26 protein-coding genes and 1 pseudogene are annotated in these 25668 nt (G+C 67.8%); 17 read left to right on the top strand and 10 right to left on the bottom strand.

The features are described 5' to 3' along the window. Positions 1-32 precede the first annotated feature (32 nt). Together tmcA and DPQ64_RS18775 are read right to left on the bottom strand one after the other, a co-directional pair. Positions 33-2505 (bottom strand): annotated as a pseudogene (tmcA, locus tag DPQ64_RS10680) (tRNA(Met) cytidine acetyltransferase TmcA). 52 nt (positions 2506-2557) lie between these two features. Further along, the gene (locus tag DPQ64_RS18775; protein ID WP_157971668.1) at positions 2558-2971 is read right to left on the bottom strand and encodes a hypothetical protein; all 414 of its coding nucleotides are present in this window, start codon (positions 2969-2971) and stop codon (positions 2558-2560) included. A gap of 57 nt (positions 2972-3028) precedes the next feature. On the opposite strand from DPQ64_RS18775, the gene pyrB reads away from it, so the two are divergent. The 4 genes from pyrB to DPQ64_RS10655 all read left to right on the top strand — a co-directional run bounded on the left by pyrB (position 3029) and on the right by DPQ64_RS10655 (position 6144). Next, entirely contained in the window at positions 3029-3943 is a 915-nt protein-coding gene (gene pyrB / locus DPQ64_RS10670) for an aspartate carbamoyltransferase (protein ID WP_115864333.1), read from the top strand. Further along, positions 3940-4401, top strand: coding sequence for an aspartate carbamoyltransferase regulatory subunit (gene pyrI, locus DPQ64_RS10665; protein ID WP_115864332.1), 462 nt, complete (start codon positions 3940-3942; stop codon positions 4399-4401). The genes pyrB and pyrI overlap by 4 nt, the downstream gene beginning before the upstream one ends. A 122-nt stretch (positions 4402-4523) precedes the next feature. Then, positions 4524-5258: a hypothetical protein gene (locus tag DPQ64_RS10660; RefSeq protein WP_115864331.1), complete on the top strand. Its 735-nt coding sequence runs from the start codon at positions 4524-4526 to the stop codon at positions 5256-5258. Positions 5259-5322: 64 nt separating this feature from the next. Next, the gene (locus DPQ64_RS10655) at positions 5323-6144 is read left to right on the top strand and encodes a hypothetical protein (protein WP_115864330.1); all 822 of its coding nucleotides are present in this window, start codon (positions 5323-5325) and stop codon (positions 6142-6144) included. Between the two features lie 444 nt (positions 6145-6588). Here the strand turns inward: DPQ64_RS10655 and DPQ64_RS10645 are convergent, their stop codons facing one another. Then, the gene (locus tag DPQ64_RS10645; RefSeq protein WP_115864329.1) at positions 6589-7152 is read right to left on the bottom strand and encodes an NUDIX domain-containing protein; all 564 of its coding nucleotides are present in this window, start codon (positions 7150-7152) and stop codon (positions 6589-6591) included. Positions 7153-7399: 247 nt separating this feature from the next. Here DPQ64_RS10645 and DPQ64_RS10640 point away from each other — a divergent pair, with 247 nt between their 5' ends. Then, positions 7400-7621: a DUF1918 domain-containing protein gene (locus DPQ64_RS10640; RefSeq protein ID WP_115864328.1), complete on the top strand. Its 222-nt coding sequence runs from the start codon at positions 7400-7402 to the stop codon at positions 7619-7621. 114 nt (positions 7622-7735) lie between these two features. Here DPQ64_RS10640 and DPQ64_RS10635 read toward each other — a convergent pair whose 3' ends face one another. Genes DPQ64_RS10635 through DPQ64_RS10625 form a run of 3 tightly spaced genes read right to left on the bottom strand, consistent with a single transcriptional unit; the run spans position 7736 to position 9024 of the window. Further along, positions 7736-8317: a DUF655 domain-containing protein gene (locus DPQ64_RS10635; RefSeq protein WP_115864327.1), complete on the bottom strand. Its 582-nt coding sequence runs from the start codon at positions 8315-8317 to the stop codon at positions 7736-7738. 58 nt (positions 8318-8375) lie between these two features. After that, a complete protein-coding gene (locus tag DPQ64_RS10630; RefSeq protein WP_115864326.1) occupies positions 8376-8732 on the bottom strand; it encodes an RNA polymerase Rpb4 family protein in 357 nt (118 codons plus the stop codon). Position 8733: 1 nt separating this feature from the next. Continuing rightward, complete coding sequence (locus tag DPQ64_RS10625) at positions 8734-9024, bottom strand: 50S ribosomal protein L21e (protein ID WP_115864325.1); 291 nt, start codon at positions 9022-9024, stop codon at positions 8734-8736. A 142-nt stretch (positions 9025-9166) separates the two neighbouring features. On the opposite strand from DPQ64_RS10625, the gene DPQ64_RS10620 reads away from it, so the two are divergent. Both DPQ64_RS10620 and DPQ64_RS10615 read left to right on the top strand, forming a co-directional pair. Continuing rightward, positions 9167-9727, top strand: coding sequence for a metal-dependent hydrolase (locus tag DPQ64_RS10620; protein ID WP_115864324.1), 561 nt, complete (start codon positions 9167-9169; stop codon positions 9725-9727). 107 nt (positions 9728-9834) lie between these two features. After that, positions 9835-11031, top strand: a complete 1197-nt coding sequence (locus DPQ64_RS10615) for a cystathionine gamma-synthase (RefSeq protein WP_115864323.1) — start codon at positions 9835-9837, stop codon at positions 11029-11031. A 26-nt stretch (positions 11032-11057) separates the two neighbouring features. Here DPQ64_RS10615 and DPQ64_RS10610 read toward each other — a convergent pair whose 3' ends face one another. Further along, positions 11058-11351 carry a hypothetical protein gene (locus DPQ64_RS10610; RefSeq protein ID WP_115864322.1) on the bottom strand — a complete coding sequence of 98 codons (294 nt, stop codon included), beginning with the start codon at positions 11349-11351 and terminating at the stop codon, positions 11058-11060. A 136-nt stretch (positions 11352-11487) separates the two neighbouring features. On the opposite strand from DPQ64_RS10610, the gene DPQ64_RS10605 reads away from it, so the two are divergent. Beyond that, positions 11488-12117, top strand: coding sequence for a VOC family protein (locus tag DPQ64_RS10605; RefSeq protein ID WP_115864321.1), 630 nt, complete (start codon positions 11488-11490; stop codon positions 12115-12117). A gap of 337 nt (positions 12118-12454) precedes the next feature. On the opposite strand, the gene DPQ64_RS10600 is transcribed toward DPQ64_RS10605, so the two are convergent. After that, entirely contained in the window at positions 12455-12784 is a 330-nt protein-coding gene (locus DPQ64_RS10600) for a hypothetical protein (protein ID WP_115864320.1), read from the bottom strand. Positions 12785-13300: 516 nt separating this feature from the next. Here DPQ64_RS10600 and DPQ64_RS10595 point away from each other — a divergent pair. Together DPQ64_RS10595 and DPQ64_RS10590 are read left to right on the top strand one after the other, a co-directional pair. Continuing rightward, positions 13301-14464, top strand: coding sequence for a thiolase C-terminal domain-containing protein (locus tag DPQ64_RS10595; protein WP_115864319.1), 1164 nt, complete (start codon positions 13301-13303; stop codon positions 14462-14464). Continuing rightward, the gene (locus DPQ64_RS10590; RefSeq protein ID WP_115864318.1) at positions 14461-14877 is read left to right on the top strand and encodes a Zn-ribbon domain-containing OB-fold protein; all 417 of its coding nucleotides are present in this window, start codon (positions 14461-14463) and stop codon (positions 14875-14877) included. The genes DPQ64_RS10595 and DPQ64_RS10590 overlap by 4 nt, the downstream gene beginning before the upstream one ends. A gap of 96 nt (positions 14878-14973) precedes the next feature. Here the strand turns inward: DPQ64_RS10590 and DPQ64_RS10585 are convergent, their stop codons facing one another. Beyond that, positions 14974-16284 carry an aspartate aminotransferase family protein gene (locus tag DPQ64_RS10585; RefSeq protein ID WP_157971667.1) on the bottom strand — a complete coding sequence of 437 codons (1311 nt, stop codon included), beginning with the start codon at positions 16282-16284 and terminating at the stop codon, positions 14974-14976. A 217-nt stretch (positions 16285-16501) separates the two neighbouring features. Here DPQ64_RS10585 and DPQ64_RS10580 point away from each other — a divergent pair, with 217 nt between their 5' ends. The 6 genes from DPQ64_RS10580 (at position 16502) to DPQ64_RS10555 (ending at position 23606) form a co-directional block, all read left to right on the top strand. Next, positions 16502-17614: an ABC transporter ATP-binding protein gene (locus tag DPQ64_RS10580; protein ID WP_115864316.1), complete on the top strand. Its 1113-nt coding sequence runs from the start codon at positions 16502-16504 to the stop codon at positions 17612-17614. 4 nt (positions 17615-17618) lie between these two features. Beyond that, the gene (locus DPQ64_RS10575) at positions 17619-18527 is read left to right on the top strand and encodes an ABC transporter permease (RefSeq protein WP_157971666.1); all 909 of its coding nucleotides are present in this window, start codon (positions 17619-17621) and stop codon (positions 18525-18527) included. Continuing rightward, positions 18527-19327 carry an ABC transporter permease gene (locus tag DPQ64_RS10570; protein ID WP_115864314.1) on the top strand — a complete coding sequence of 267 codons (801 nt, stop codon included), beginning with the start codon at positions 18527-18529 and terminating at the stop codon, positions 19325-19327. Before DPQ64_RS10575 ends, DPQ64_RS10570 begins: the two co-directional genes overlap by 1 nt. Before the next feature lie 210 nt (positions 19328-19537). Next, positions 19538-20809: an ABC transporter substrate-binding protein gene (locus DPQ64_RS10565; RefSeq protein ID WP_157971665.1), complete on the top strand. Its 1272-nt coding sequence runs from the start codon at positions 19538-19540 to the stop codon at positions 20807-20809. Between the two features lie 183 nt (positions 20810-20992). Next, positions 20993-21964: a DUF6885 family protein gene (locus DPQ64_RS10560; protein ID WP_115864312.1), complete on the top strand. Its 972-nt coding sequence runs from the start codon at positions 20993-20995 to the stop codon at positions 21962-21964. Positions 21965-22040: 76 nt separating this feature from the next. Next, a complete protein-coding gene (locus DPQ64_RS10555; RefSeq protein ID WP_115864311.1) occupies positions 22041-23606 on the top strand; it encodes a M20 family metallopeptidase in 1566 nt (521 codons plus the stop codon). Between the two features lie 48 nt (positions 23607-23654). On the opposite strand, the gene DPQ64_RS10550 is transcribed toward DPQ64_RS10555, so the two are convergent. After that, entirely contained in the window at positions 23655-24767 is a 1113-nt protein-coding gene (locus DPQ64_RS10550) for an amidohydrolase family protein (protein WP_115864310.1), read from the bottom strand. Between the two features lie 86 nt (positions 24768-24853). Between DPQ64_RS10550 and DPQ64_RS10545 the strand changes: the two genes are divergently transcribed. Then, a complete protein-coding gene (locus tag DPQ64_RS10545) occupies positions 24854-25630 on the top strand; it encodes a M14 family metallopeptidase (protein ID WP_115864309.1) in 777 nt (258 codons plus the stop codon). Positions 25631-25668 lie beyond the last annotated feature (38 nt).

The following is a 25668-nucleotide window of genomic DNA, read 5'->3' as shown; positions in this document are numbered from 1 at the left end:
CTCCGAGACCTGCTCACTGACCACCCCGTGACCTACTCGCTGTACCGCTCGGCCTCCTGGCGGGCCGCCTCGTCGCCGTACCGGTCGACCAGCGGTTCGTAGGCGTCGCCGAGCGCGCGCATACACTGGCCCGACGAGTGGAACCCGAGTTCGTCGGCCACCTCGGACCACGGGTGGCCCTGCAACACCTTCCGGACCAGCAGGCGCTCCTCGCGGGCGGACAGCAGGTCGGCCTCGTCCTCGCGCCCGGCGTCCACGAAGTACCGGAGCGCAAGCCGACGGAACGGTCGCGGGGCGGCGTCGTACAGCCCTGGCCCGTACGCGCTGGCTGCGACGGCCCGCCAGTCCCACGCCGAGAGGTCGAGTTCGACCGAAGCCTCGACCGTCCGAAGGAGCGCCCGCACCACGTCGGCGTCGGCGTCCCGGAGCGGGTCGGCCAGCATCGACGCGATTCTGGATGCGAACCACCGGGCGTGGCGGTCGTGAAGGGCCGCGCCAGCCGCGGAGAGCGGGTCGAGCATGAGCGCCGAGTACTCCCCGCTGGCGTCGTTGCGCGTGGTCGAGAGCTGGACGGTGCGATAGCCGTTCGCGCGCCAGAATCGCAGCAGGTCCGGCGTCGCGCCGAACCCGGTCCCGAGCCAGTCGAGGTCGTCGGCGAACTCCTCGCGGATCTCCGAGAGCAGGCGCGAGCTCAGGCCCCGCGACCTGACCGCGTGGTGGGTGGCGATGCGGACCACGCGCATCCCCGCGGGAACCCCCGCTTCCTCGTCCCGAAGCTGGGAGGTCAGCACGTCCGGGAGCATGTTGCCCCGTACGCGACCACCCTCGTACATGTGCTCGCGCAGGTCCGCGGGCAGGTCGCCCTCGCGGGCCAGCAGCGCCACCGCGACGACGTGGCCCGACCGCGCCGGGGACTCGCTGTCGGCCACGAGCGCGCGGACCGAGAGGTTCGGCGCGTCGAGCAGGCGCGCGAGGTCGTCGGGCTCGGTCCGGTAGTGAGCCAGCACGAGCAGGCCGAACACCTCCCGGAGTAGCGTCTCGTCGGCCAGCAGTTCCGCCGGTGAGAGGCGGCGATACTCGACCGACTCCGAGGCGGCCTCGACCCCGGCCACCACCTCCTCGACCGGCGGTCGGGCGTCGAGCAACAGCGCGTGGAACGCCCACGCCTCTACGGGATCGCCCGCGGCGTAGCGGATGGGGTCGGCGAGTCGCGTCTCGACGACGGCGTGGTCGCTCTCGGCGAGTCGGTCGCGGAACCGAACCGAGAACCCCCGGCCTGCGCCCTCGTAGCCGTGGACGGTCGTGGTGAACGCGACGGTCGGAGCCGCGAGGAACCGTTCGAGCAGGCGGACCGACAGCGCCGCGGCCTCGTCCACGAAGACGGCGTCGGGGGCCGCGTTGCCATCAGACTCGTCGAGCAGGTCGGCAGCGTCGGTCGGCTCGGCGAATCTGACCCGGCCACCGCTGGCGCATTCGCCACCTACGACGCGGATGTCTCGCGGCGGGTCGTGATCGGTCTCGAACTCACGACCGAGCGACTCCAGCAGTGCCGCCGCGCGGACGAACACCTCGCGCGCGCTCCGATACTCTGGAGCCGTCACGAGCACGTCGCTGCCCGCCGCGGCGAGCGCTCCGGCCGCGATGCCCGCCGCGCTGGACTTGCCCCGCCCGCGGTCGGCCTCGACTACGACCGCGGTCGGGTCCGACGACGGCGACGCCGACGCGGACGCGTCGCCGTCGTCGGATCCACCGCGTCCCAATGCTTCGAGTTCTCGGACGACCGACCGCTGGTCGCCTGTGAGACAGGCCTCGTAGGCCTCGTCGGGGAACGTCCTGTCGGCGGGGAAGTCTTCGGATTCCGCTGACTGGTCGGCGGTCGAGAGCCGCGGGGCAGGGTGTGTCACCCCGTCCGATTCGACGACTTCCGGGATGGCGTCGCGGTCGTCGGCGTCGGTGCTGTCCCGGGACGCCCCCGCGGCGGGGGGGGGGGGGAGGGTGGGGGGGGCGGGGCGGCCGGCCCCCCCCCCCCCCCCCCCCCCCCCCCCCGCCGGGGTGGTCGCGCAGGGTCGCGGCGAACCGCTCGCGGAAGTGGCCGGTCACGTCGCCGAGGTCGAACGGCGGGACTGCAAGACTCCGGTCGAAGTCGGTCCGGTGATCTGGCCAGTCGTCGAGCGCGGGCATCAGCAGGACGAACAGGCCGCCGCCGTCGACCGCGCCGACGATCCGGCCGACGGCGTTCGGCCGGAAGTCGGCGTGGGCGTCGTACACCACGCAGTCGCGGGTGGTCCCGAGCAAGCGGTCGGCGCGCGATGGGTCGACGCGTTCGCAGCCCAACTCGCCGGTGCCGACAAGCGTGGTCGCCTCGCGGTCGATTCCGGCGGCGTCGAGCGCCCGGTCGGCCGCCGCGTAGCCGGCGTCCCGGTCGCCAGCGAGCACGAGCAGGCGGCGCTCGTCCGTGGCTCGGGCTTCTTCCCGGAGCTGGGCGGCGACCTCTGCGAGGGTCATGTCCGTGGGTTGGCGGGAGGTAGGTTTGGGTGTTGTGCATCTGTGCGGGTCTTCACATCCGCCCCGTTTCCGTCCAATCGTCTGCGTGGACGAGCAACTCGCGCGAGGTCGTCGGGTACGAACGTGACCGAACGCTCATCGGGAACGAACGTGACCGAACGCTCGTCGGGGCAAGCTCCGACGGTGCTATGCGGTACTCGGGGGGCGAGCGATAGATCGCCTCTCGTGGCTTCGACGAATACGTCGAGACTGCCCCAACGGCGACCGCAACCGCCACCGCGACCGCAACCGCCACCGCGACCACTACTACCCTTGAGCATGTGAAATCCGCATCCGAACCGCCGACCGCTACAGCATCCACACCGCCGACCGCCACAGCATCCGAACCGCCGACCGCTACAGCATCCACACCGCCGACCGCTACAGCATCCACACCGGCGACCGCTACAGCATCCGCACTCCTCACCCTGACCGCGACCCGGTACCGAGAGATTCAAGAACACGCCGCCGCCCATACCAACCAATGCGGCACGACCAGCTCCTGACGACGAAACAACTCTCCCGCGAGGACATCGAGACGGTCCTCGAACGGGCGGCCGAGATGGACGCCGACCCGGCCTCGTTCGGTGACTGCCACGGCGACGCGGTGCTGGGGCTGCTGTTCTTCGAGCCGAGCACCCGGACCAAGATGAGCTTCGAGACCGCAATCAAGCGCCTCGGCGGCGACGCGGTCGACATGGGCAGCGTCGATTCGTCGTCGGTGAAGAAAGGCGAGAGCCTCGCCGACACCGCGCGGGTCGTCGAGGGGTACGCCGACGCGCTCGTGCTCCGCCATCCGAGTCAGGGCGCGGCCCGGATGGTGAGCGAGTTCGTAGACGTGCCACTGCTCAACGCCGGTGACGGCGCGGGCCACCATCCGACCCAGACCCTGCTCGACCTGTACACCATCCGGGAGAACGCCGGGCTCGACGACCTCACGGTCGGGATCATGGGCGACCTGAAGTACGGCCGGACGGTCCACTCGCTGGCCCACGCGCTCACGAACTTCGACGCGGACCAGCACTTCGTGAGTCCCGAGAGCCTGAAGCTTCCGCGGAGTGTCCGCTACGACCTCCACGAGTCGGGCGCGAACGTCCGCGAGCACACCGAACTCGACGCGGTGCTGCCCGAACTCGACGTGCTGTACGTCACGCGCATCCAGCGCGAGCGCTTCCCAGACGAGAACGAGTACCAGCAGGTCGCGGGCGAGTACGGCATCGACCTCGAAACACTGGAGTCGGCCAAAGACGACCTGACCGTGATGCACCCCCTGCCGCGGGTCGACGAGATCGCGCCCGAGGTCGACGACTCCGACTACGCGAGCTACTTCGAGCAGGCCCACAACGGCGTGCCGGTCAGGATGGCGCTGCTCGATCTCATGCTGGAGGGAGACAGATGAGCGACCACGAACTCCGCGTCAGCAAGATCGCCAGAGGCACCGTCATCGACCACATCCGTGGCGGGCAAGCGCTCAACGTCCTCGCCATCCTCGGCATCGACGGCGCGGGCGGCGAGACGGTCAGCGTCGGCATGAACATCCCGAGCGACCGGATGGGCAAGAAGGACATCGTGAAGGTCGAGGACCGCGAGCTGAGTCAGGACGAGGTCGACGTGCTGTCGCTCATCGCGCCAGAAGCGACCATCAACATCGTCCGGGAGTACGAAGTGGTCGAGAAGCAGTATCTCGACCGACCGGAGCGCGTGATCGGCGTGCTATCGTGTCCGAACCACGAGTGCATCACCAACGCCGACGAGCCAGTCGCCACCGAATTCGAGGTACTCGACGACGGGGTGCGGTGTGCCTACTGCGAGACCATCCTGCGGGAGGACCTCGCTTCCCACATCGCCGCGGAGTAGCGACGGGCTGAACTTCCAGTCAGATAAGCGACCGCTACCCCGGCCGAAACGCGCCGTTACGCCGGAAAACGGTCAGAACGGTCGCGCTCGTTTATCCTTCGTCTCGGAGTACCGTCGGAGACATGAGTACACGAGGAGTCCTCGCAGTCGGACTCTCCCTGGCGATGCTGTTGGCCGGCGTCGTCCCCGTCGCCGGTGTGAGCCCGGACGCGCCGCGAGCGACCGTGGACGCACCGCAAGCCGCCGCGGACGTTGCGAACGCGAACGCCATACCGAACGCGAACGCGACTCAGTACAAGGTGTCGCTCGACAACGTGACGGTCCGGACGTGGCTGCTGCGCAACGCCACCGTCCTGAACGCGACGGTCGAGGAGGTGGTCGTCGAGAACGTGTCGACGCCCGACGGGGGCCGGGAGAACGTCACCATCACGAACGCGACCCTCGGCCGGTTCGACGTCGAGCGGGGCCGCCTGCTCAACGTGACCGCGACGCGGTTGATCGTCCGAAATCGGTCGGTGCTCGACGTGCCGGGCGGTGACCTGTTCGACCCGAACGTCCAGAACCGGACGCTCGACCGCCAGTGGACCCGCAACACCACCGTCGCTGGCGTGGTCATCGACCGGATAGCCGTCGATGCGGCCGTCCTCTGCGAGAACGCCTCGCTCGGCCAGCAGGCCGACGACCCATCGGCGTTCGATCCGACGGCCGACGACCAGCCGCCGGCGATCACCGTGCAGAACGGCTCGGCCGAGGAGGCGCTCATCATGCGCGGGCAGGCCGCGAACTGGTCGGTCGAGTCGGTGGACGAACCGTCGGCCACGAACGCCTCGCTCCCGCAGGCGTGCAACCGCGGGTAGATAGGCGGTAGGTCTGGCTCCTCGGAGCGAACGACTTACCCCGCGCGGTCGCCAACCGACTCGTATGTTCGGCGTCGTCACGCGAAACGAGGAGGAGTTGGAGTGGGCGGAGTTCGATGTGGGCTTTTACGAGGTCAAGGACGTGACCGGCCGGTCGGCAGAACCGCTGGCCGACGGGGTGAACATGGTGTCGTGTTTCGGCGACAACGCCGCGGTCGAGGCCGAGCCGGATCTCGCGGCCGTGAGCGACGCGGGCGAGCGCGCGACCCGCGAGCGACCGTACTTCGACTGGGCGTACGTCTGCCCGACCCGCGAGGACTACCGCGAGGGCGTGCTGGAGATCATCTCCGACTGCGCCGAGGTGAATCCCGACGTGCGCCTCGACGACGTTGGGTTCCCCCGAGCGGAGTACTGCCACTGCGAGCGGTGCGACGAGCAGTTCGAATCGAGCGAGTTCGACGACCGGTTTGCGTGGCGCGCGGACGTCATCACGGAGTTCGTGGCGGAGGCCGCCGACCGGATTCCGGGCAAGACCTACTTCACGCTGTACCCCGACCCGTACCCCGGCCACCTCTACGAGCGCGCCGGCCTCGACCTCGACGCGCTCGCCGAGTACGTCGACGAGTTCGTGGTCCCGCTGTACGACATGGCCTACACCACGACCTACTGGCTGGAGACCATCGCCAGCGGGTTCGCTGACGCGCTGGACCGGCCGTTCAGCGTGGAGCTGTACGCTGTCGACGTGGACGTGGACAACCTCATCCACGCCGCGGAGGTCGCCGAGGCGTACGGCGAGAACGTGCTGTTCGGCTACGACGCGAGCAACGCCCGGGCCGCGCTCCGCCGGATGAAAGCCGAGTCGCAGGACGGGGTTTCGCACGGATAGGACCGGAGCGGTCCGCGTCCAGATAGGACCGGAGCGGTCCACGTCCAGATCGGACGGGAGCGGTCCACGTTGCGGTCGCGGTGGCGGGCACGAGGGTGGCGGGCACAAGGGCGGTCAGCACGAGGGCGGCGGGGGGGGGGGGGGGGGGGGGGGGGGGGGGGGCGGGGCCGCCGCCCGCGGGGGGGGGGGGGGGGGGGGGGGGGGGCGGGGGGGGGGGGGGCCCCGGGGGGGCCCGCGGGGGGGGGGGGGGGGGGGGGGGGGGGGCCCCCCCCCCCCCCCGCCGCGGCTGGAGGGTGTGAGGCCTGCCGTCGCGGTGCGGTGGCAGTCGCGATGCGGTCTCTCCGATGTCTCGGCAATAGCTAGCTTCTCTCCATTCGAACTATCAGTACTTGCCGGGGGCTTCTCGACACGCCGACCGATACGATCTGGAGATCCCTCCCTACTTTACTCCAGCGCGTACTCGCGCCACGTCAGCAGGTCGTCCCGGTCGCGGGTGTTCTCCGGCAGATCGTCGAACCACTGCGCATCGGTGATCTCGCCGTCCGGGTCCGCGGGCTCCGGAGTCGCGTCGTCCTCGACCCGGGCTGCGAACAGCGGGAGCACGCCCCACGTCGAGTAGTCGTCACAGCGCACGTCGACCCGGACGTTCATCGCCAGTCCGTCGTAGCTCGCCGTCACGCCAGCCTCCTCGGCGAGTTCGCGCTCGGCGGCCTCCCGGAACGACTCGCTGGGCTCGGGCTCGCCGCCGGGGACGACCCACATGTCGACGCCCTCGTGCCAGACGAGCAGGAGCTCGCCCGATGGACGGTACGCCACCGAGTGCGCGCCGAAGGGCCCGCCGCAGTCGGCGATGCGGTCGGCCAGCGTGCGGAATCGCGAGCGGGACACCCGCCGGGAGTGACAGTGTTCGAGGAACCCTTCGTGGTCGTCGACCAGTCGGTGGTGGGCCTGCTCGGCGCGCTGTTCGGCCCGCGTGGCGAGATACCAGAGGTCGTCGACGGTCGTCATCGCGACGGCGAATGCGTACGGACGGCTCGAAACGGTCGCGACGGCGGAACGGAGCGCGTGCGGCGAGCGGTCATAACGTGACAGTTCGTGAGGCGGTCCGAATAAGTCTTCGGTCGCCGGAAAGCCGCGCCGACTGTCGGGGGACAGTTGCGGGCGTTCGGACAACCGTCGGCGTCTCTCCGCGGCCAATCGTCCCGAGCCGCGCCGAACCGGGTCGCTTTTATCGGCCGCGGGGCTATCTCGTGGCATGAGCTTCGAGGAAGACGACCGCGTCGTCCTGCACGACGAGCACAGCGACTACGACGGCGAGGAGGGACAGGTCACGCAGGTGATGGAGACGATGTTCGGCGACAGCACCTACACCGTCAGCTTCGAGGACGGGCAGGAGACGGGCATCCCCGAGGACTCGCTGAAGGCGGCCGAGGGCGACGAGGACGAAGACGCCGAGGACGAAGACGCCGAGGAGTAGCGACCGGGATTTTCTTCGAGTCGATTTCGGGCGTGTGACGACGTCGAGACGTATCTGTCTGCTCTACTTGCTTCGAGACCGTCCGAACGACGAAACGCGACCGAAGCGGAAGTCCTACTGCTGTTGTTCCTCGACCCGCACGAACGTCCGGTACTTCAGGTCGTCCTCGCGGAGCTCCTCCTGCACGCGCTCGACGAGCACCTCCTTGGGCTTGTGGAGCCCCGACACCCGCTCTTCGAGGTCCTCGAAGCTCTCGTACGGCTTGCGCTTGCGCTGTTCGAGGATGTTGTTCCGGAGCTTCTTGCCGATGCCCGGCAGGAGGTTGAGCTGGTGGAGCCGGAGCGTGATGGGCTGGGCGTCGTTGTAGAAGTTCACGAACCGCTCCTCGTCGGACTCGACCACCGCCCGGATGGCGTGTTCGAGTTCCGACTGGGCCGCGCCCGACAGGTCCTCGAAATCGACCTCGCGGACGCTTGCCACGACGTCGCTCGACCGGTCTGCGTCGAACCGGTCGGTGATGGTGAGGCTCACGTCCTCCTCGAGCGTGACCTCGAACAGCCGGAACTCCTCGACGCCGAGCGCGTACGCTATCGGCTGTTTGCGATGCTGTGGTCTGTCGTCGTCCGCCCGACCGCGAGGGAGGTAGTCGAGGACGACCGCGGGAACCCCTTCCTCCGCCTGATGCTGTTCGCTCATTGTCACTGGGTACGCCGACGAGATACTTAAAGCGTTGGTGGACGGAGCGGGGAACTGTTCAGCTGTACTTCGCCACGACGTTCAGGATGTCGTCGAGCTCCTCGCCCGAAAGCGTGTAGCGCTCCTGAGCGTACAGCGAGCGGAGCTCGTCGCGGTCCTGCGGGAGAACGTCCGTGATCTTGTACGCGGTCGGCTCGTCGACCTTGTCGAGTTCGACCAGCTCGGCGACCAGTTCGCGCGACTCCTCGGGTTCGAGCACGGCGAACCGGTTGACGTGGTCGATGGCCCGCGCGACCTCGTAGGGGAGCTCGCGGTCCTCGTCGAGGGCCCGATCCTGCTCGACGTCGGCGAGGAGATCCTTGGCCTCCGCGGTCGTAAGGTACTCCTCCTCGACCTTCTCCTTGAATATCGTCATGCTACTCCTGAGCCGTCAGGTGCGCCGGGGTGACGATGAGGGTCTTTTCCTTGCCGCCGTCGGTGACGCGGATCTTGTACGCCCGGCCCTGCTCGCCGACGATCTCGCCGGTCTGACCGCCGAATCGCGGGTGGAACCGACCTTTCTCGACGCTCGGGTCGATCTTGAGGTGGACCTTCTGGCCCTCCTCGAACTGCTGGACGGCGCGCTGGGGCGGGGAGGTACCGCTCTCGCGGGGGCTGTTCGAGAGTTTGTCGCGAGTGCTGTGGTAGGGTCCATTCGAGCTCGGCATAGTCGTATGACCCTGTTAGCCTGTCGGCGTTATAAATGGTGCGTTCCTCGCCTGTCTGCGTCACGACGGGTCGAGCGACGGTCGCTGTCGGCGCGGCGTGGACAGCCATCAGTCCCTTCCGACCGGCGACGGTAACCCGGCTATGGTCGACGTACTGGGTCACCTCGGCATGGCGCTGCTCTGGCTCGCGCCCGCGTGGTACTTCATCGACCGCCGGGACACCGCGGCAGTGTACGTCGTTTCGAGTTTCTGGTTCGGGATGTTGCCGGACGTGGATCTGTACCTCTCGAATCTCCAGGGCATCCACCACCACGGTGTCTTCCACACGGTGCTGGCAGTCACCGTGATGGCGATGGTTTTCGGGCCGCTGCTCGGCTGGGCGTTCACGAAGATCGACGACCGGACCGACTGGTTCTCGGACCGCGGTGCCCGAAACGCATACGAGATGGGCGTCATCGCGGTCTGGGTCACCGGGCTCGCACACCTGTTCGCGGACATGCTGTCGGCACCCGACGTCTCGACGCGCATCGAACCGCTCTGGCCGCTCGTGAAGGGCCCCATCGTGTACATGGACGTGCTCTGGTTTCAGTCGTGGTGGGCGACGTGGGGGCTGTTCATCCTCGGCGTCGCGGCCAACGTCGGCGCGTGGTTCTGGAAGCGCGAGAGTCAGGAGTCGCGCGGGTCGGTCGTCGCCTCGGAATGACGCAGTCGGCAGTCGTTCCGGAGTACCAGGACAGCCGTCGTTTCGGAGTGACGGCCGAACGCGCCGAAAGGACAAGAGTAACCTGCCGTCCGCGCGACGCATCTCCCATGAGCGACCAGACGAACGAGTCACATGGGGATAACGAGAGCGACCAGTTCCGCTTCGAGACGCGCTCGATCCACGCCGGGCAGGAGCCCGACGAGGAGACGGGCGCGCTGATGACTCCGATCCACGCCAACTCGACCTACGAGCAGGACGCGCCGGGCGACCACCGCGGCTACGAGTACTCCCGGACCGGCAACCCGACCCGGACCGACCTCGAAGCCAACGTCGCCGACCTCGAAGGCGGCGAGTACGGCCGGGCGTTCTCCAGCGGGATGGGAGCCATCAACACCGTCCTGAACCTGCTCGAATCGGGCGATCACGTGGTCGCCAGCGAGGACGTGTACGGCGGCACTCACCGCATCTTCACGCAGGTGTACGAGCAGTACGACCTCGAGTTCGACTTCGTGGACATGACCGACGTGGCCGAAACCGAGGCCGCCATGCGCGAGGCGACCGAACTCGTCTGGGTCGAGACGCCGACCAACCCGCTGCTCAACGTGGTCGACATCGAAGCGACCGCCGACCTCGCCGACGAGTACGGCGCGCTCTCGGTCGTGGACAACACCTTCGCGACGCCGTACCTCCAGCGCCCGCTCGAACTGGGTGCCGACGCCGTCTGTCACTCCCTGACGAAGTACATGGGCGGCCACTCCGACGTGGTCGGCGGGGCCTTGGTGACGAACGACGAGGACCTCGACGAGCGCTTCGGCTTCTACCAGAACAGCGTCGGCGCGACCCCCGGCCCGCACGAGTGCTTCCTCGTGCTCCGCGGGACGAAGACCTTGCCCGTTCGGATGGACCGCCACTGCGAGAACGCCCGCACGCTCGCCGACTGGCTCCAGAGCCACGACGCGGTCAACCGGGTGTACTACCCGGGCCTCGACTCGCACCCCGATCACGACCTCGCGAGCGAGCAGATGGACGACTTCGGCGGGATGGTCAGCTTCGAACTGGACGCCAGCCTCGAAGAGACGGCCGAGGTAGTCAGCGAGACGGACGTCTTCACCCTCGCGGAGAGTCTGGGCGGCGTCGAGAGCCTCATCGAACAGCCCGCGACGATGACCCACGCCGCGATTCCGGCCGAGGAGCGCGAGGCCGCGGGCCTGCGGGACGGCCTCATCCGGGCGAGCGTCGGCATCGAGCACGTCGAGGACCTGCAGGCAGACCTCCAGCAGGCGTTCGAGGCGGGGCTGAACTGACGATTACTCCGCTCCTGGACTGAGGCTCACTCGACCGACGAGATCGTCCAGTCCAACTCCCCGCTCCCGGAGACCGAGACGGTGAGAACGCGACCCGACTGCGCCATCGGCTGGTACTCGATCTGTTCGGTCTCGCCGTCAACGGTCACCTCGACCACGTACGTTCCGGTGTCGACGAGGAACTCCTCGTACACCTTCCGACCGTCGGACTCGACCGAGAACGTTCCGCTGAGGCCCTGCTCGACCGCGTGAGACGTGTCGGGACCGTCGACGACGGCGAGGTCGAGCACGTGCGGGAGCGAGTGGTCGTTCTCGACCACGAGCGCGCCCGCAATTTTGTGTCCGGTATTAAATTATTCTATGGAATTTTGTGTAAATAATATGGTCGAGGAGCCGCGATACCGGTGACGTGAGTGTTACCTGAAGCCTATTACTGCCGGGCGACTACGGACTCACATGTCCAACGGACGACGGTCGGCCGACGACTACGAGATCACGCCTGACCTGCCCGACAGCGCGCTCCACACCACGGGCACCGACCACATCACCCTCATCGGGAGCAACGCCGAGGACACCATCGAGTTCTACCGCGACGTGCTCGGAATGCCCCTCGTCCTGCGCCAGCCGAACCTCGACGACCCCTCTCAGACCCATCTCTTCTTCGACTCGGGCGACGGCGGCATCGTCACGTTCTTCGTGAACGAGGACCGCGACTCGGACCCGCGTCCCCAGCGCACGGGCATCGGCGCGGTCCACCACATCTCCTTCAGCATCGACCCCGAGCGATTCGTGGAGATCAAGGAGTCGCTTGACGCCATCGGTCACGGCTACAACGAGTTCGACCGCGGCATCTTCCACTCGCTGTACACCCGCGACCACAACGGGCTGACCATCGAACTCTCGACCGACAAGTGGGCGATCCCGGACGACCGCCGCGGCGAGGTGCTGGCGACCGCCCAGCGACTCCGCGAGGAGGAGGGCGTCGACTTCGCCGAGGAGCGACACGTCGACGCCGCGCTGGAGGAGCTGGGAATCGACGCCGACAAGTACGAACTCCCGGACGCGCCGACCGGAGCGGGGATCTGAACGCGCTAGGTGCTACTCAGTTTGCAACGAACGTGAACCATCGAACGTGTAGAGACACTCAATTGAGTGCCGACTTCGACCGGCCAGTCGAGCAACGTCCTGGTGGACTGAAAGGGCGAGGCGGGCTCGCGCACCGCTTGGTCGTCTGGCCGACCCCTATCCGAGCGAGCGACAGCGAGCGAGGCTATGTCGGCCAGCGACCGCGAGCCCGCCGAGGGCTTTCGAGGCTATATCTTCGATTTCTCAGTAGTCGAGCGCGCCGAGGGCGTTCGATATCCCATTCTCTCTTCGCGTAGCACTTCGAACACGGTCCAAAAAACATCAGAAAATATTCAGTTCACAGCGGTAGCGCGGCCCTGACCCGTTCGATGACACCTGGCGTCCGGGAGTTGCGGTAGCGCTCGAACACCGGATGGAGCGCGTTCAGGAACTCCTGTTCGTTCTCGAACCGGTCGCGGTCGAGCTCCGAGACCGCTTCCGAGAGCGCCACCGCGTGGCCCTTCACGTCGTACTTGATGCGCGGGTCCGAGAGCCGGTCGACAACCTCCTCGCCGGTCGCCGGAAAGGAGACCGTTGCGCCGTCGAGTTCGGCCGCCACCACTGCGATGCCGAACTCGATGACCTCCGGTCCGTCGTCGTCGTTCGTAGGTGGTGGCCTCACGCCCATGCAGTGGGATACTCACTCCCCGAATGAAAAACTCACTCCTCGGATTTCCAAGGAGAGATAGTGATGGAGAATTCGATTTTGTCGGATTGATGATTGAGACGAGGGTAGTTCCAGGGGCGACCGGTTAGAAAGCCCCCGCCCGCTCGCGGTCGCTCCGGCGGATATTCTCGCGCCTCGTTTCGCTCGGCGCTCCGAATAGGGCCGCCGGAGACGACCACGGGCCTTCGGCCCGCGAGCGGGCGGCCCCTTTCAGTCCCACCCGAGAGTCTGCGTCACCGAGCGCGACTTCGTGGAATGTTTTGCCGGGTGCGGCCACGTGGGTTGTCCCACCGGGCGCTTTCTGGTGGACTGTTGCACCGAGCGCATCCTCGGCGGATGATCCACCGAGCGCGATCCCGTGGTCTGTCGAGCCGAGCGCATTCCGGTGGTGGTTTCAGCCAGTGACGCGCCGCCGGAAACCGACGCCCGACGGGGAGAACGATGCCTTTCTTAACTGTCCATACCGTAGGTACGGGCATGACAGGCGTACGAGTCGCGGGGGTCGGCCTCACGCACTTCGGCGAGCATCCCGAGCGGACGGGCCGAGACCTCTTCGCGGAGGCGAGCGAGCGCGCGTTCGCCGACGCGGGCGTGCCTCGCGAGGACATCGAGCAGTTGAACTACGGCAACTTCATGGGCGCGCTGAGCGAGCATCAGGGCCATCAGGGCCCGCTGATGGCCGAGGCCGCCGGGCTGAATGCACCGGCCACGCGCTACGAGAGCGCATGTGCGTCCTCGGGCGTGGCCGTCCGCGAGGCCGTCAAGGACCTTCGAAACGGCGAAGCCGACGCGGTGCTCGTCGGCGGGGCCGAGCGCATGAACAACCTCGGCACCGCGGGGTCGACCGAAGGGCTCGCCATCGCGGCCGACGACCTCTACGAGGTCCGCGCTGGCATGACGTTCCCCGCAGCGTACGCGCTGATGGCAAGAGCGTACTTCGACCAGTACGGCGGGACGCAGGAGGACCTCGCCGAGATCGCGGTCAAGAACCACGACAACGCGCTCGGCAACGAGTACGCCCAGTACCAGTCAGCCATCACCGTCGAGGACGCGCTCGACGCGCCGACCATCGCCGAACCGCTGGGGCTGTTCGACGCCTGCCCCATCACTGACGGCGCGAGCGCGGCCGTCCTCGTCAGCGAGGAGTACGCCGAGGCGAACGAACTCGACGCGCCGGTCGCGGTGACCGGCACCGGACAGGGCGGCGACAAGATGGCGCTCCAGGACCGCGAGTTCCTCGCACGCACGCCCGCCGCCGAGCGCGCCGCCGAGGAGGCCTACGCCGACGCCGGCATCGATACGAATGACGTCGCGGTCGCGGAGGTCCACGATTGTTTCACTATCGCGGAAGTACTCGCGCTCGAAGCGCTCGACTTCTACGCGCCCGGCGAGGCCATCGGCGCGGCGGCCCGCGGCGAGACCACCCGCGACGGCGACCGGCCCATCAACCTCTCGGGCGGCCTGAAGGCGAAGGGCCACCCTGTCGGCGCGACCGGCACGAGTCAGGTCGTGGAGATGACCCGACTGCTCCGGGGCGACCACCCCAACAGCGACGCGGTCGGCGGGAAAGTCGGCGTGACCCACAACGCGGGCGGCACGGTCGCGAGTACCACGGTCCACGTGCTGGAGGTGGACGTATGAGCGGCGACGCCGGCGGTGCGAGCGGCGGATCCGAGCGCGTCCGTGACGAGGGGTACGACGACTTCCTCGACGCCATCGCGGCGGACGAGGGGTTCTACCTCGAATGCCCCGAGGGCCACGGCTCGCTCCCGCCACGGCGGGTCTGTCCGCACTGCGGCGCGACCGAACTGACGGAGGTCCCCCTGCCAGCGCGCGGCGAAGTCGAGACGTTCACGACGGTCCACGTCGCCGCGCCCTCGTTCGCCGACGACGCGCCGTACGTCACCGCGGTCGCTGACTTCGGCGGCGTGCGGTTGACCGGCGTCGTCCGAGGCGTCGACCCCGAAACTGTCGAGGGCGGGACCGAGGTCACCGCCGACGTGGGTAAGACCGACACCGCGGGCGAGCGCGTGCTTGTCCTGCGAGCGGTGTAATCGGCTGCGAGCGGAGTGACTGCGGGCGAGCGGGCGCTGATTTTCGGGGTGACGTAATTCCGGGCGACGTGATTGCGTGGTCGCGCCGTCGACGTGCTACCAACCGGCGTACTGTTCGAGTAGCGCCTCGGCCGGTGGTCCTGACCTGCTGTCCTCGATGGCGGCCGCGAGCCGGGCACACCCCTCGTCGAGCGTCGACTTCGAGATGGTCAGCGGCGGGGTGATCTCCAGAACGTTCGACTCCGTGCCGACGTAGAACTGTACCAGCCCGTGTTCGCGCGCCCAGAGCGAGATCGTGGCGGTGAGGGTCGGCGCGGGGTCGAGTCCGTCCTCGGTCACGATTTCGAGGCCGTGCATCAGGCCGCGACCGCGGACGTCGCCGACTACCGGTGAGTCCGCCGCGACGTCGCGGAGGCGCTCGGCGAGCCTGTCCCCGAGGCGTGCAGCGCGACGCGGAAGCTCCTCCCGCTCGATCACGTCGAGGGTCCCCAGCGCGGCCGCGACCGGCAGCGGGCTCGCCGCGGTCGTCATCATGTGGCCCGCGGGCTCGAAGTCGACCAGTTCCGCGCGGCCGACGACCGCGCTGATGGGGAGCCCGCTCCCGAGCGGTTTGCCCAGCATGATCGCGTCCGGCACGACGTCGGCGTGCTCGAACGCGAACAGTTCGCCGGTCCGGCCGAGCCCCGCCTTCACCTCGTCGACGACGAAGTAGGCGTCGTGGTCCGCACAGAGGTCGGCCAGCCCGTCGAGGAACCCCGGCGGCGGGACGAGGACGCCGCCGTCGCTCTGGAGCGGTTCGGTGATGAGCCCCGCGACGTCGTTCGCCTCGAACGCCTCGGAGACGCGGTCGAGCGCTCTCTCGGTCAGCTCCCCCGGCGAGCAGTCCGCCCGGAACCGGTTCGGGAACGGGAGGGTGACGACGTCCTCGGACGCGAATCCGTCGAGGGCCCCGTGGCCGGATATCGACGCCGCGCCTGCCGTGATGCCGTGGTACGATCCCTCGAACGTGACGACGGTGTCGCCGTCGCCTTTCGCGGGGATCGCCTTCGAGAGCAGGTCGCCGGCCTCCGACCCCGAGTGGCCGAACCACACCTTCGTCGGGAACTCCATCGGCGTCAGGTCCCGCAACCGTTCGGCCAGTCGGACCACCGGCTCCTGTGGGATCGAGAGCGGCGAGTTCGCCGTCGCCTCCCGAAGCTGGTTTTCGACGCGCTCGCGGACGACGGGATGGCGGTACCCGGTGTTCGCGACCGCCCACGACGCGTTGAAGTCGATGAGTTCCTCGCCGTCGACGCCCGTCAGCGTACTTCCGTCCTGCGAGGCCATCCCGAACGGGAAGAACCGGATCTTCATCGCGTCGGAGATGACCGCGTCGTCGCGCTCCAGTAGCTCCGATTCCGAGGTCATACGTGTCGCATACAACGGTACCACGATAAAACGAACGGGGTCGCCGATCACCGTCGAGCCCGTAAATGTAAGTAGCATTGAAATTCGAAAATGAAACTAATTTTCCGACGATTAGTGTGCATAGACCGGATTAAAGTATGGATATTTGTCCCATCTACTGGAAATTGGAATAAAGCGAAGACACTTATGTGTCTGTTGTCGAAATGGGTTCCATAGGATGACAACCTCAAGCACGCGGAGCGAACCCGCGACCGAGACGGCGTCGGACGTCGCCGTAGCGGTGGACGGCCTTCGGAAGGAGTTCGGCCAACTGACCGCGGTCGACGGCGTCTCGTTCACCATCAGGGACGGCGAGTTCTTCACGCTCGTCGGCCCGTCAGGCTGCGGGAAGACGACGCTCCTCCGGATGCTCGCGGGACTGGAGGACGAGACCGATGGCTCGATCAGCATCGACGGGGCAGACATGACCGCGGTCCCCGCCGAGAAGCGCCCGACAAGCATGGTGTTCCAGGATCTGGCGCTGTTCCCGTTCAAGAACGTCTTCGAGAACCTGACCTTCGGGCTGAAGATGCAGGGCGAATCCAAGTCCGTCCGCCGCGAGCGCGCCGAGGAGATGCTCGACGTGCTGGACCTCCAGGGGTACGCCGACAACGAGATCGAGGAGCTGTCGGGCGGCGAGCAGCAGCGGATCGCGCTCGGTCGGTCGTTGCTGACCGAGCCCGACCTCCTGCTGCTGGACGAGCCGCTGTCCTCGCTGGACGTGAAGCTCCGCAAGGAGATGCAGCTCGAACTGCGGCGCATCCACGACGACCTCGAGTCGACGTTCTTCTACGTGACCCACGACCAGGAGGTCGCGCTGACCGCCAGCGACCGCATCGGCGTGATGAACGACGGCAAGCTCGTCCAGGTGGGGACGCCACGCGAGGTGTACGAGGAGCCCGCAACGCCGTTCGTCGCGGAGTTCATCGGCGACACGAACCTGTTCGAGGGAGAGATCGACGAGGCGGACGGAACGACCGTCGAGACCGACAGCGGACTCGAGATCGTCGCCGCTGACAGGGACGATATCCCCGACTCCGGCAGGGGATTCGTCTCGGTGCGTCCCGAGCGCATCACCGTCTCGGAGTCGTCCGTCGACGCCGACAACAGCTTCGAGGGGACGGTCGCCGACCGGATCTACCAGGGCGACGACATCACCTACGAGGTGACCGTCGGGGATGTGCGGTTGCAGGCCGAACAGCCCGCCGCGGACGGCGACGACCTGCTCGCCCGCGGCGACACGGTCGGCGTCGGGTTCGACCGCGAGAGCGCGTACGTCATCACGGAGTGATTCGATGGGCGTCAACACAGAAACCGGCGGCGAAGCGACCGGGTTCTCCCAGCGTCTGCGCTCGGTCTCCAAGCGGACGAGGGGCGCGCTCGTCGCGCTTCCGCCGGTCGCGTACCTCACGCTGTTCTTCGCGATACCGATCCTGACCATCCTCAGCTTCAGTGTGCGCGTCCAGCAGAACCTGCAGATGACCAACGAGCTCACGCTCGACCACTACGCGACCGTTCTGACCAGCGAGACGTTCCGCGGGGCGCTGTTCTACAGCGTTCGGGTCGCGGTCATCACGACCGCCATCGCGCTCGTGGTGGGACTCCCCGTGAGCTACTACCTCGCGCTGAAGGCCGACGACCGGTTCCGGAACATGCTGCTGTTCCTCGTCATCGCGCCGCTGTGGATCAACTTCTTCGTGCGCTCGTACGCCATGATCCAACTCGGGAGCCCGCAGGGGTTCATCAACGGGTTCCTGCTGTCCCTCGGCGTGATCGGGGAACCGCTCCGGTGGCTGGTCTACAGCCAGCCCGCAGTCATCTTCGGGCTCGCGAGCCTCTACCTCCCGCTGATGGTGCTGCCGCTGTACGCGATGCTGCGACAGCTCGACGAGGCGTGGCTCGAAGCCGCACAGGACCTCGGCGCGGGACCGCTCCGGGTCCACCGCGAGGTGACGCTGTCGGCGGCGCTCCCCGGGATGATCCTCGGTGGGCTGTTCGTCTTCCTGCTGTCGCTCGGTAATCAAGCCGTCCCGCGCATCCTCGGGGGTGCGAAGAACACCACCTACTCCGAGTCGATACTGCTACAACTCGAAGGGTCGGTGGCGTGGGGCACCGCAGCCGCCGCGTCGGGCGTGATGATGGCGTTCGTCGTGCTCGTGCTGGTGGGCGTGTTCTACGTCTTCGACATGGAGGAGTTGTTCTGATGACTGGAAACGTCACTCGCCGGCTGCTCGGCTACGGTCTCAGGGCGTGGGTGCTCGCGGTGTACGTGGTGCTGTTCACGCCCATCGTGGTGATGGTGCTGTTCTCGTTCGACGGGAGCCCCATCCCGATCTACCCGCTGGACAACCTCACGACCGATTGGTACACGCAACTGTTCGGCCCGTACTACGGCGACTACATCGACCCGCTGTTGAACTCGCTCCAGGTCGCGCTGATCACGAGCGTCGTCGCCACCGCCCTGGGCGGGATGGGCGGGTTCGCCATCTCCCGGTACGAGTTCACCGGGAGTTCGGTGTACCCGTTCGTGCTGGCGACGCCCGCGATGATCCCGCCGCTCATCTCCGGATTCGGGATGCTGGCGTTCTTCCAGCAGACGCTCGGGCTCGAAATGTCGAAGTTCACCGTCGTGTTCGGTCACGTCGCACTCACGATGCCGTTCGCGGCGTTCATCGTGGCCGGGAAACTCGGCCCGGAGGAGGAGCTCGAACGGGCCGCCCGCGACCTCGGGGCCAGCTACGTTCAGGTCATCCGCGAGGTGACCGTTCCGGTGCTCGGCCCCGCACTGGTCGCCAGCCTGCTGCTCACGTTCACCATCTCGTTCGGCGAGTCCGCGATGGTTTTCATCCTGTCGGGCGGCGACACGCTACTGCCCGTCGCGCTCCAGCAGCGGTTCCGGGCCGGTATCAGCCCCCGCTACAACGCGATTTCGACCATCGTGGTCGTCATCACCTTCGGGCTGTTCACGGTCGCCGAACTGGTCCGCCAGTACTTCGGGGAGTAACGGACCCGACCCCGTCCCCGTCTGGCGGCGGGCGCTCGCCGTCGATCCCTCTCTGCGACGGCGACTGCCCTCGCGCCGTTCGCGAGCGACCACATTTTAATAGAATTCCATCAATTTATGCGGATTTACAATAATGACCGATAAATAGTAATCAACTGTAGGCCGAACAATTCCGTGATTATTATATCGTAATCTGAGTAATGTTTGGGTGTGACAAGGGAAGAACTCTCACGGATCGAACGGCGCAGACTACTGAAGGGACTCGGCGCGGCCGGCATGGCGGGACTGGCCGGCTGTACGGGTGGTGGACAGGACGACGAAACGACTACGGAGGAGGACACGACCGAGGCCGGCGACGAGACGACGGCCGCCGGTGGCGACACGACGACCGAAGCGGGCCCGCAGCACTTCGGCGTGAACGGCCCGTTCGCCGACAGCATCCAGGGGTTGACGTGGAGCGGCTGGGACGTCCCGTCGGTCACCGGCCGGTTCCAGAACCAGACCGGCCTGTCAGTCTCGACGGAGTTCATCGGCTCGGACCTGCAGGGGTTCCAGCAGATCCAGTCTGGCTCGGACTACCAGTTCATCGTCCCCGACACCGTGTGGGTCCAGCGCCTCGCGGAGGCCGGGCTCGCCCAACCGATCGACGAAGAGCTGTTCGCCGACGAGCTCGAAGCGATACCCGAGCGGGTCCGGAACCACCGCGCGATGTTCTACGAGGACGAGCGGTACGGGATTCCGCCGCGGTGGGGCATCAACGGTCTCATCTATAACTCCGACTACGTCTCCGAGGAGGAGGTCCAGTCGTGGAGCGTCCTCTGGGACGACCAGTATCAGGACCGCTACGAGATCTTCAACCTGCCGCTGTGGGGCGGCCCGAAGGTCGCGCTGTACCTCATCGAGGAGGGCGAGATCTCCATCGACGGCGAGGTGACCGCCGAGAAGGTGTACGGGCTCCCGGAGGAGGACATGCAGAAGGTCCAGGACGCGGCTGCGGACCTGTTCTCGAACGCCCAGCTGCTGGCGGGCTCCGCGAACGAGGCGAACCGGCCACTCATCAACGAGACGGTGTACATGTTCGACGGCTTCCTGTTCAACTACGCGCAGCTCAAGACCGTCGAGCAGGACCTCGGTACCGACAAGTTCCGGTTCATGCCCAACCCCGGGCTCGGCGGGCTGTTCTGGGTCGAGGGCATGACGATGACCACGCAGGCCGAGACCGACGCCCAGCAGAACACCACCGAGGCGTTCATGAAGTGGTCGCTGTCGAAGGAGGGACAGGCCAACATCGCGTGGACGGAACTCCGCAAGTCGCCCCCGGCGAACTATGCCGCCCGAGAGCTACTCTCGGAGAACCAGCAGGAGATCCTGCACCTCGACGACCTCGACAAGATCGCCGACAACTCCATCGACTACTACCCCAGCGAGGAGGAGAAGTGGACGGAGATGTGGGAGGCCGCCAGACAGCAGGCCGGCAACTGACGCCGTAACCCGACCACTTTTCGACGTTCGACCGAACCACTTTGACATGCTACCGAATACCAGCGATTCCCTCGACGCTGCCCGACAGTCGCCACGTCGTCGCGAGGGCTGGCGGCCGCGCCGCGCGCGGCGCGACCGCCAGCCGTCTGCCGACCGCCGCAAAAACGGGACGGGGGTCGAATCGTGACCGACCTCGTCGGCGGAGACGATGGGGGCGACCCGCCGTACCCGTTCTTCCCGGCCGAACAGTTCTCGCTCGACGTCGCCCCGGGGTTCCCGGCGGTCCACCGACAGTACCGGCGGCTGACCGACCAGAAGGACATGGTCTGCGGCGCGTACGCGCTGGCGTACCTGCTGCGGGCGTACGGCTTCACCGAACGCGACGGCGTGGACGTGACCGTCGACAGCGTCGCCGCGGTCGCCGGGACAGCGCTCGAATCGCACAACGCCGAGTGGCTCGCCGCGGTCCGCGAGGCGGTCGCCGACGGCGAGGTCTCGCCCGAGCGGGCGGCCGACTGGTTCCCGCACGACCACTACGACTACGATCTGGCCGAGTCCGAGGTCGGCGGCACCAGCACCGAGGGCCTCGTCCGCGCGTGCGAGGCAATCTCCGACGGCGAACTGAGCGCGATCCCGATTCCGTCGACGGTCGACGGCGAGGTCCAGTTGACAGACGCTGGCTTCGACACGGTGCTGTCGGTCGCGCTCGACGGCGAGTTCGACGCTCAGTTGATCTGCAACTACAACCTGACCCACACGCTGGCCCCCGCGAGCCTGTTGGGCCACAAGTACGGGCTTCCCGCGCTGCTCGCGAGGTGGGACGCCCCCGACTACTTCCGGACGCTCGACTGGGACGTCGGCCACTTCACCACGGTCGCCGCCCGCGCGTCGAGACGCGACAGCGACGTCCGGTACCTGCTCGTCCGCGACTCGTACAAGACGTTCGGCTGGGGGGGCTACCACCTCCAGCCCGAGTCGTTCATCCGGCGGGGCCTCGTCCGGGCCGACGACGACAGGGACGGCGGCGTCCTGCTCGTGGTCCCGACGAGCGACCGCGACGCGGTCGAACAACTGCTGTCCGCGGCCGACCTCCAGACGGGGACGTGGGACAACGGCAGCCCGTACCTGCCCCAGTCGACGCCGTTCGAGGACTGACCGAGACCGCTCCGTTCGCCGAGATGCGAGGCTCCGCGACGAACGATGCTCACCGACGACTGACCCTCTCCGACGAATGACGCTCACCGAACGAGAACGCGCCGTCGTCGCCGACGGCTCCGACTGGATCGACGCGCACGCCGACGAACTGTTCGACCTCCTCGACGAGCTGGTCGCCCGCTCGGCGCTCTCCGGCGAGGAGGGCGTTCACACCGACCCGGACTCGCCGACGGGCTACCTCTGGGAGTTCCTCGACGAGCGCGGCGACGCCATCGAGGTGGACGTGCAGCCGATAGCAGACGACTACGTCGACGCGCCACGCGAGAACGTGTACGCGACCCTCGGACCGAGCCGGGACGATCACAGGGACGGGCTGGGTGATGCCGAGGGAGGCCTCGTCTGTGCGAGCCACACGGACGTCGTCCCGGCGGGCGAGCACGCCGACTGGCCGGGCGGCAACCCGTTCTCGGTGACCGAAGGGCGGGTTCGGCACCTCGACGGAACCACCGTCGAACTCGACGTCGGCGGGAAGGTCCACGAGCGCGAGATACGCGACAAGATGGCTCGGGTGTGGAACAAGCGGGCGTTCGACGAGACAGAGGCGCTGGTCGGGCGCGGCGTGTTCGACAACAAGGCGTCGAGCGCGTGTCTGGTCGGCTCGCTGCTGGCGCTCGACGCCGCGCTGGCCGGTCGGAGTATCGACCTCCGCGGTCACCTCGTCCACGGTCACCTCGTCGACGAGGAGGTGTACCAGACCGGCGTGAAGCGCATGGTCGGCTGGAACGGCGGCGACGACTGGTTCGGCGACCGGTACGACCCCGACGGGTTCGCCGGCGTCGTCCTCGAAGGCTCCTACGGGTTCGTGCCGGTCGTCGGCCACCGGGGGCTGCTCTGGGTCGAACTCGAGGCGACCGGCGAGTCTGCCCACGCGTCGACGCCGGAGCTGGGCCGGAACGCGGTGACGGGTCTCTCGGAGGCGCTCGCGGCCGCCGGGGACGGCGGTGCGGCCGAGGAACTCGGGGAGCTGTTCGTCACCGACGACTACCTCGGCGATCTGACAACCGCGCCGGGGACGACGGTCGTCGGCGGCGGGGTGGAGTCGGTCGACCCGGAGACCCGGACGGTCGAGCGCAGCGGCCTCAATTCGATCCCCGACTGGGCGGAGGCCACCTTTGACCTCCGAGTCCCGCGCTGGCAGGAGTTCCCCGATGGTGCTGCGGAGATAACCGACCGCGTCTGCGAGCGCGTCGAAGCAATGGCCGCCGACGCGGCTCCGGAGGTGGAGTTCGAGGCGCGGGTGCCCGAGCGGAACTACTTCCCGCCCGCGGCGCTCGGGGACGGGCTGGACGAAGCGCGGGAACACCCCCTCGTCGAGACCGCGCGGGCGGTCACCCGCTCGACGTTCGGCTACGAGCCCGGCGTCGAGATCGCGCCCGGCGTCACCGACGCCGCGTTCCTCTACCACGGCACGCGCATGCCGACGCTCGTGGAGTACGGCCCGGCCGGCGGGCTCTCCCACGAGGCCCTCGAATACGTGGAGCGCGACCAGATCGTCGAGGGGGCGAAGGCGATGCTCGAACTCGCGGTCCGGCAGGTCGGCGTCGGGCCGGGCGAAGCGACCGAGGAGTCCGGAGACGACTGAGTCGGACGGCGAGCCCAAAATCGGTGTCGCGCTCGCGCGGCGGCGACCTCACTCGGCGAGGTCGTACAGCTCCATCGCGTTCTCCCGGAGGATCATCCGCGCCACGTCCTTGGCGTAGTCGGTGGTGTAGTAGCCGTCGTCGACGAGTTCTTCGAGGACACTTGCGAGGTCCTCGCGGGCCCGCTCGGCCGCCAACACGTACAGCTCGGGGATCGTGAACGCGTCGCTGCCGTACAGCAGCTTGGTCACGGGGACCGCCTCCATCGCCTGCCGGAACATCGGCTCGACGCCGTGCTGGACGAACGGGTTCGCCAGCGAGAGGTCGAGGTAGGCGTTCGGGAACGTCGAGGTGACGTACCCCGCCGCGCGGACGTACGGGTAGCCGGCGTGGAGCAGGACCACGGCGGTGTCGAGGTGGGCGTCGAGGTAGTCGGCGAGATACGTCGGGTCGACGTACCGCGGGTGGGCGTCGCGGTCGCCGAACCCGGTGTGGAGCTGCACCGGAACGTCGTAGTCGGCGGCCACGTCGGTGGCTCTGTGGAGGCAGTGCTCGATGACGCTCGCGTCGGCGAGTCGGCCGTCGAACGCCGCCCGAACGTCGTCGTACGCCGAGCGAGCGGTCGCGGCCGCCTCGTCCGGCGGGGCCACGTCGAGGCCGCTCCGGTACGCGGCGATTGACTTCAGGCCGACGTAGCCGCCGTCGAGCGCCGTCTCGACGCGCTCCTCGAACGCGTCGACGAGCGAGTCGAGGTCCTCGTGGTCGGGGACGAGCTCCTCGACGACGGGTTCGAGCCGGAGCAGCGGTTCGACCCTCGCGTCGGTGTACGCCTCGAACTCCTCGGGCGTGGTCTCGGGGAACCCGTCGTCGGCGAGGATGACACCGGTGCCGGTCTCGCCGATGAGGTCCTGCGAGTAGTCTTCCAGGTCCACGTCGGCGCGAGAAGCGAGGAGTTCGGCTTCGGTCTCGCCGTCGAGGCGGTCGTCCAATAGCCGGAGCGCCCGCCGGTAGTGGACCGTGTGGCGGGCGTCCTCTGCCGGGAGGTCGCCCTCCGTGAAGAACGTCGGGAACTCCTCGGTTATCTTCTCTCGGGGGAGCTCCATCACCGGGTGGGCGTGGTTGTCCACGAGCTCGATCTCCGCCACCATCTCGCGTATGGTCATACCGACCAATCGATTTCGACGTTCCTTTACTGTTTATCCTATCCAGTGACACGACCGTTTATGAACCCGGGGATCCCGGTGACAGTATGAAGATCAGGACGCGCGGAACCGGCGATCCCGAGGTGGCGGTAGTCGGCGCGGTCCACGGCGACGAACCCTGCGGCGCTCGCGCAATCGAGCGACTGCTCGCGTCGGACGTCGAGTTCGAGCGGCCGACGAAGTTCGTCGTCGCCAACGAGGAAGCTCTGGAGCGCGGGGTCCGCTTCGTGGACGTGGACCTCAACCGCGTGCTTCCCGGCGACCCCGACGCGGAGGAGCACGAGCGGCGACTGGCGGCCCGACTCGTCCGGGAGGTCGAGGGCTGTTTCGCGCTGGGCGTCCACTCGACGCGATCGTTCGACGAACCGTTCGGCGTGCTGGCGAACCCGACCGACCGCAAGCGCGAGGCGTTCCGGCGCACGGCGGTCGAACGGGTCGTCGACACGACCGGGCTTTCGCAGGGCCGGTGTGTCGACCAACCCGAATTCATCGACGTGGAGGTCGGCCCGCAGGGGACCGAGCAAGCCGTCGAACAGGCCGAGCGCTGCGTCCGGTCGTTCCTCGCTGCCGTGGGCGCGATTCCCGGCGACGCACGGCCGACGCCCACCGACTACTACGAGGTCACCGAGATCGAGGAGAAACGGCCCGACGGCGAGTACCAGTTCCTCGCGCGAAACTTCTCGAAGGTCGAAGGGGGCGAGACGTACGCCCGGCGCGACGGCGAGGACCTCGTCGCCGACGAACCGTTCTGGCCCGTCCTCGCGTCGGCCGACGGCCACGACACGATTCTGGGCTACCGAGCTCGGCTGGTCGGCGAACTTTGAGACATCGATAACGGAGAGAGGGGTCGACTTCTGGCGAG

Source organism: Halorussus litoreus, assembly GCF_003382685.1.
GTDB lineage: Archaea > Halobacteriota > Halobacteria > Halobacteriales > Haladaptataceae > Halorussus > Halorussus litoreus.
The sequence above is the reverse complement of the archived record's forward strand: the minus strand, read 5'-3'. Positions and strand labels throughout refer to the sequence as shown.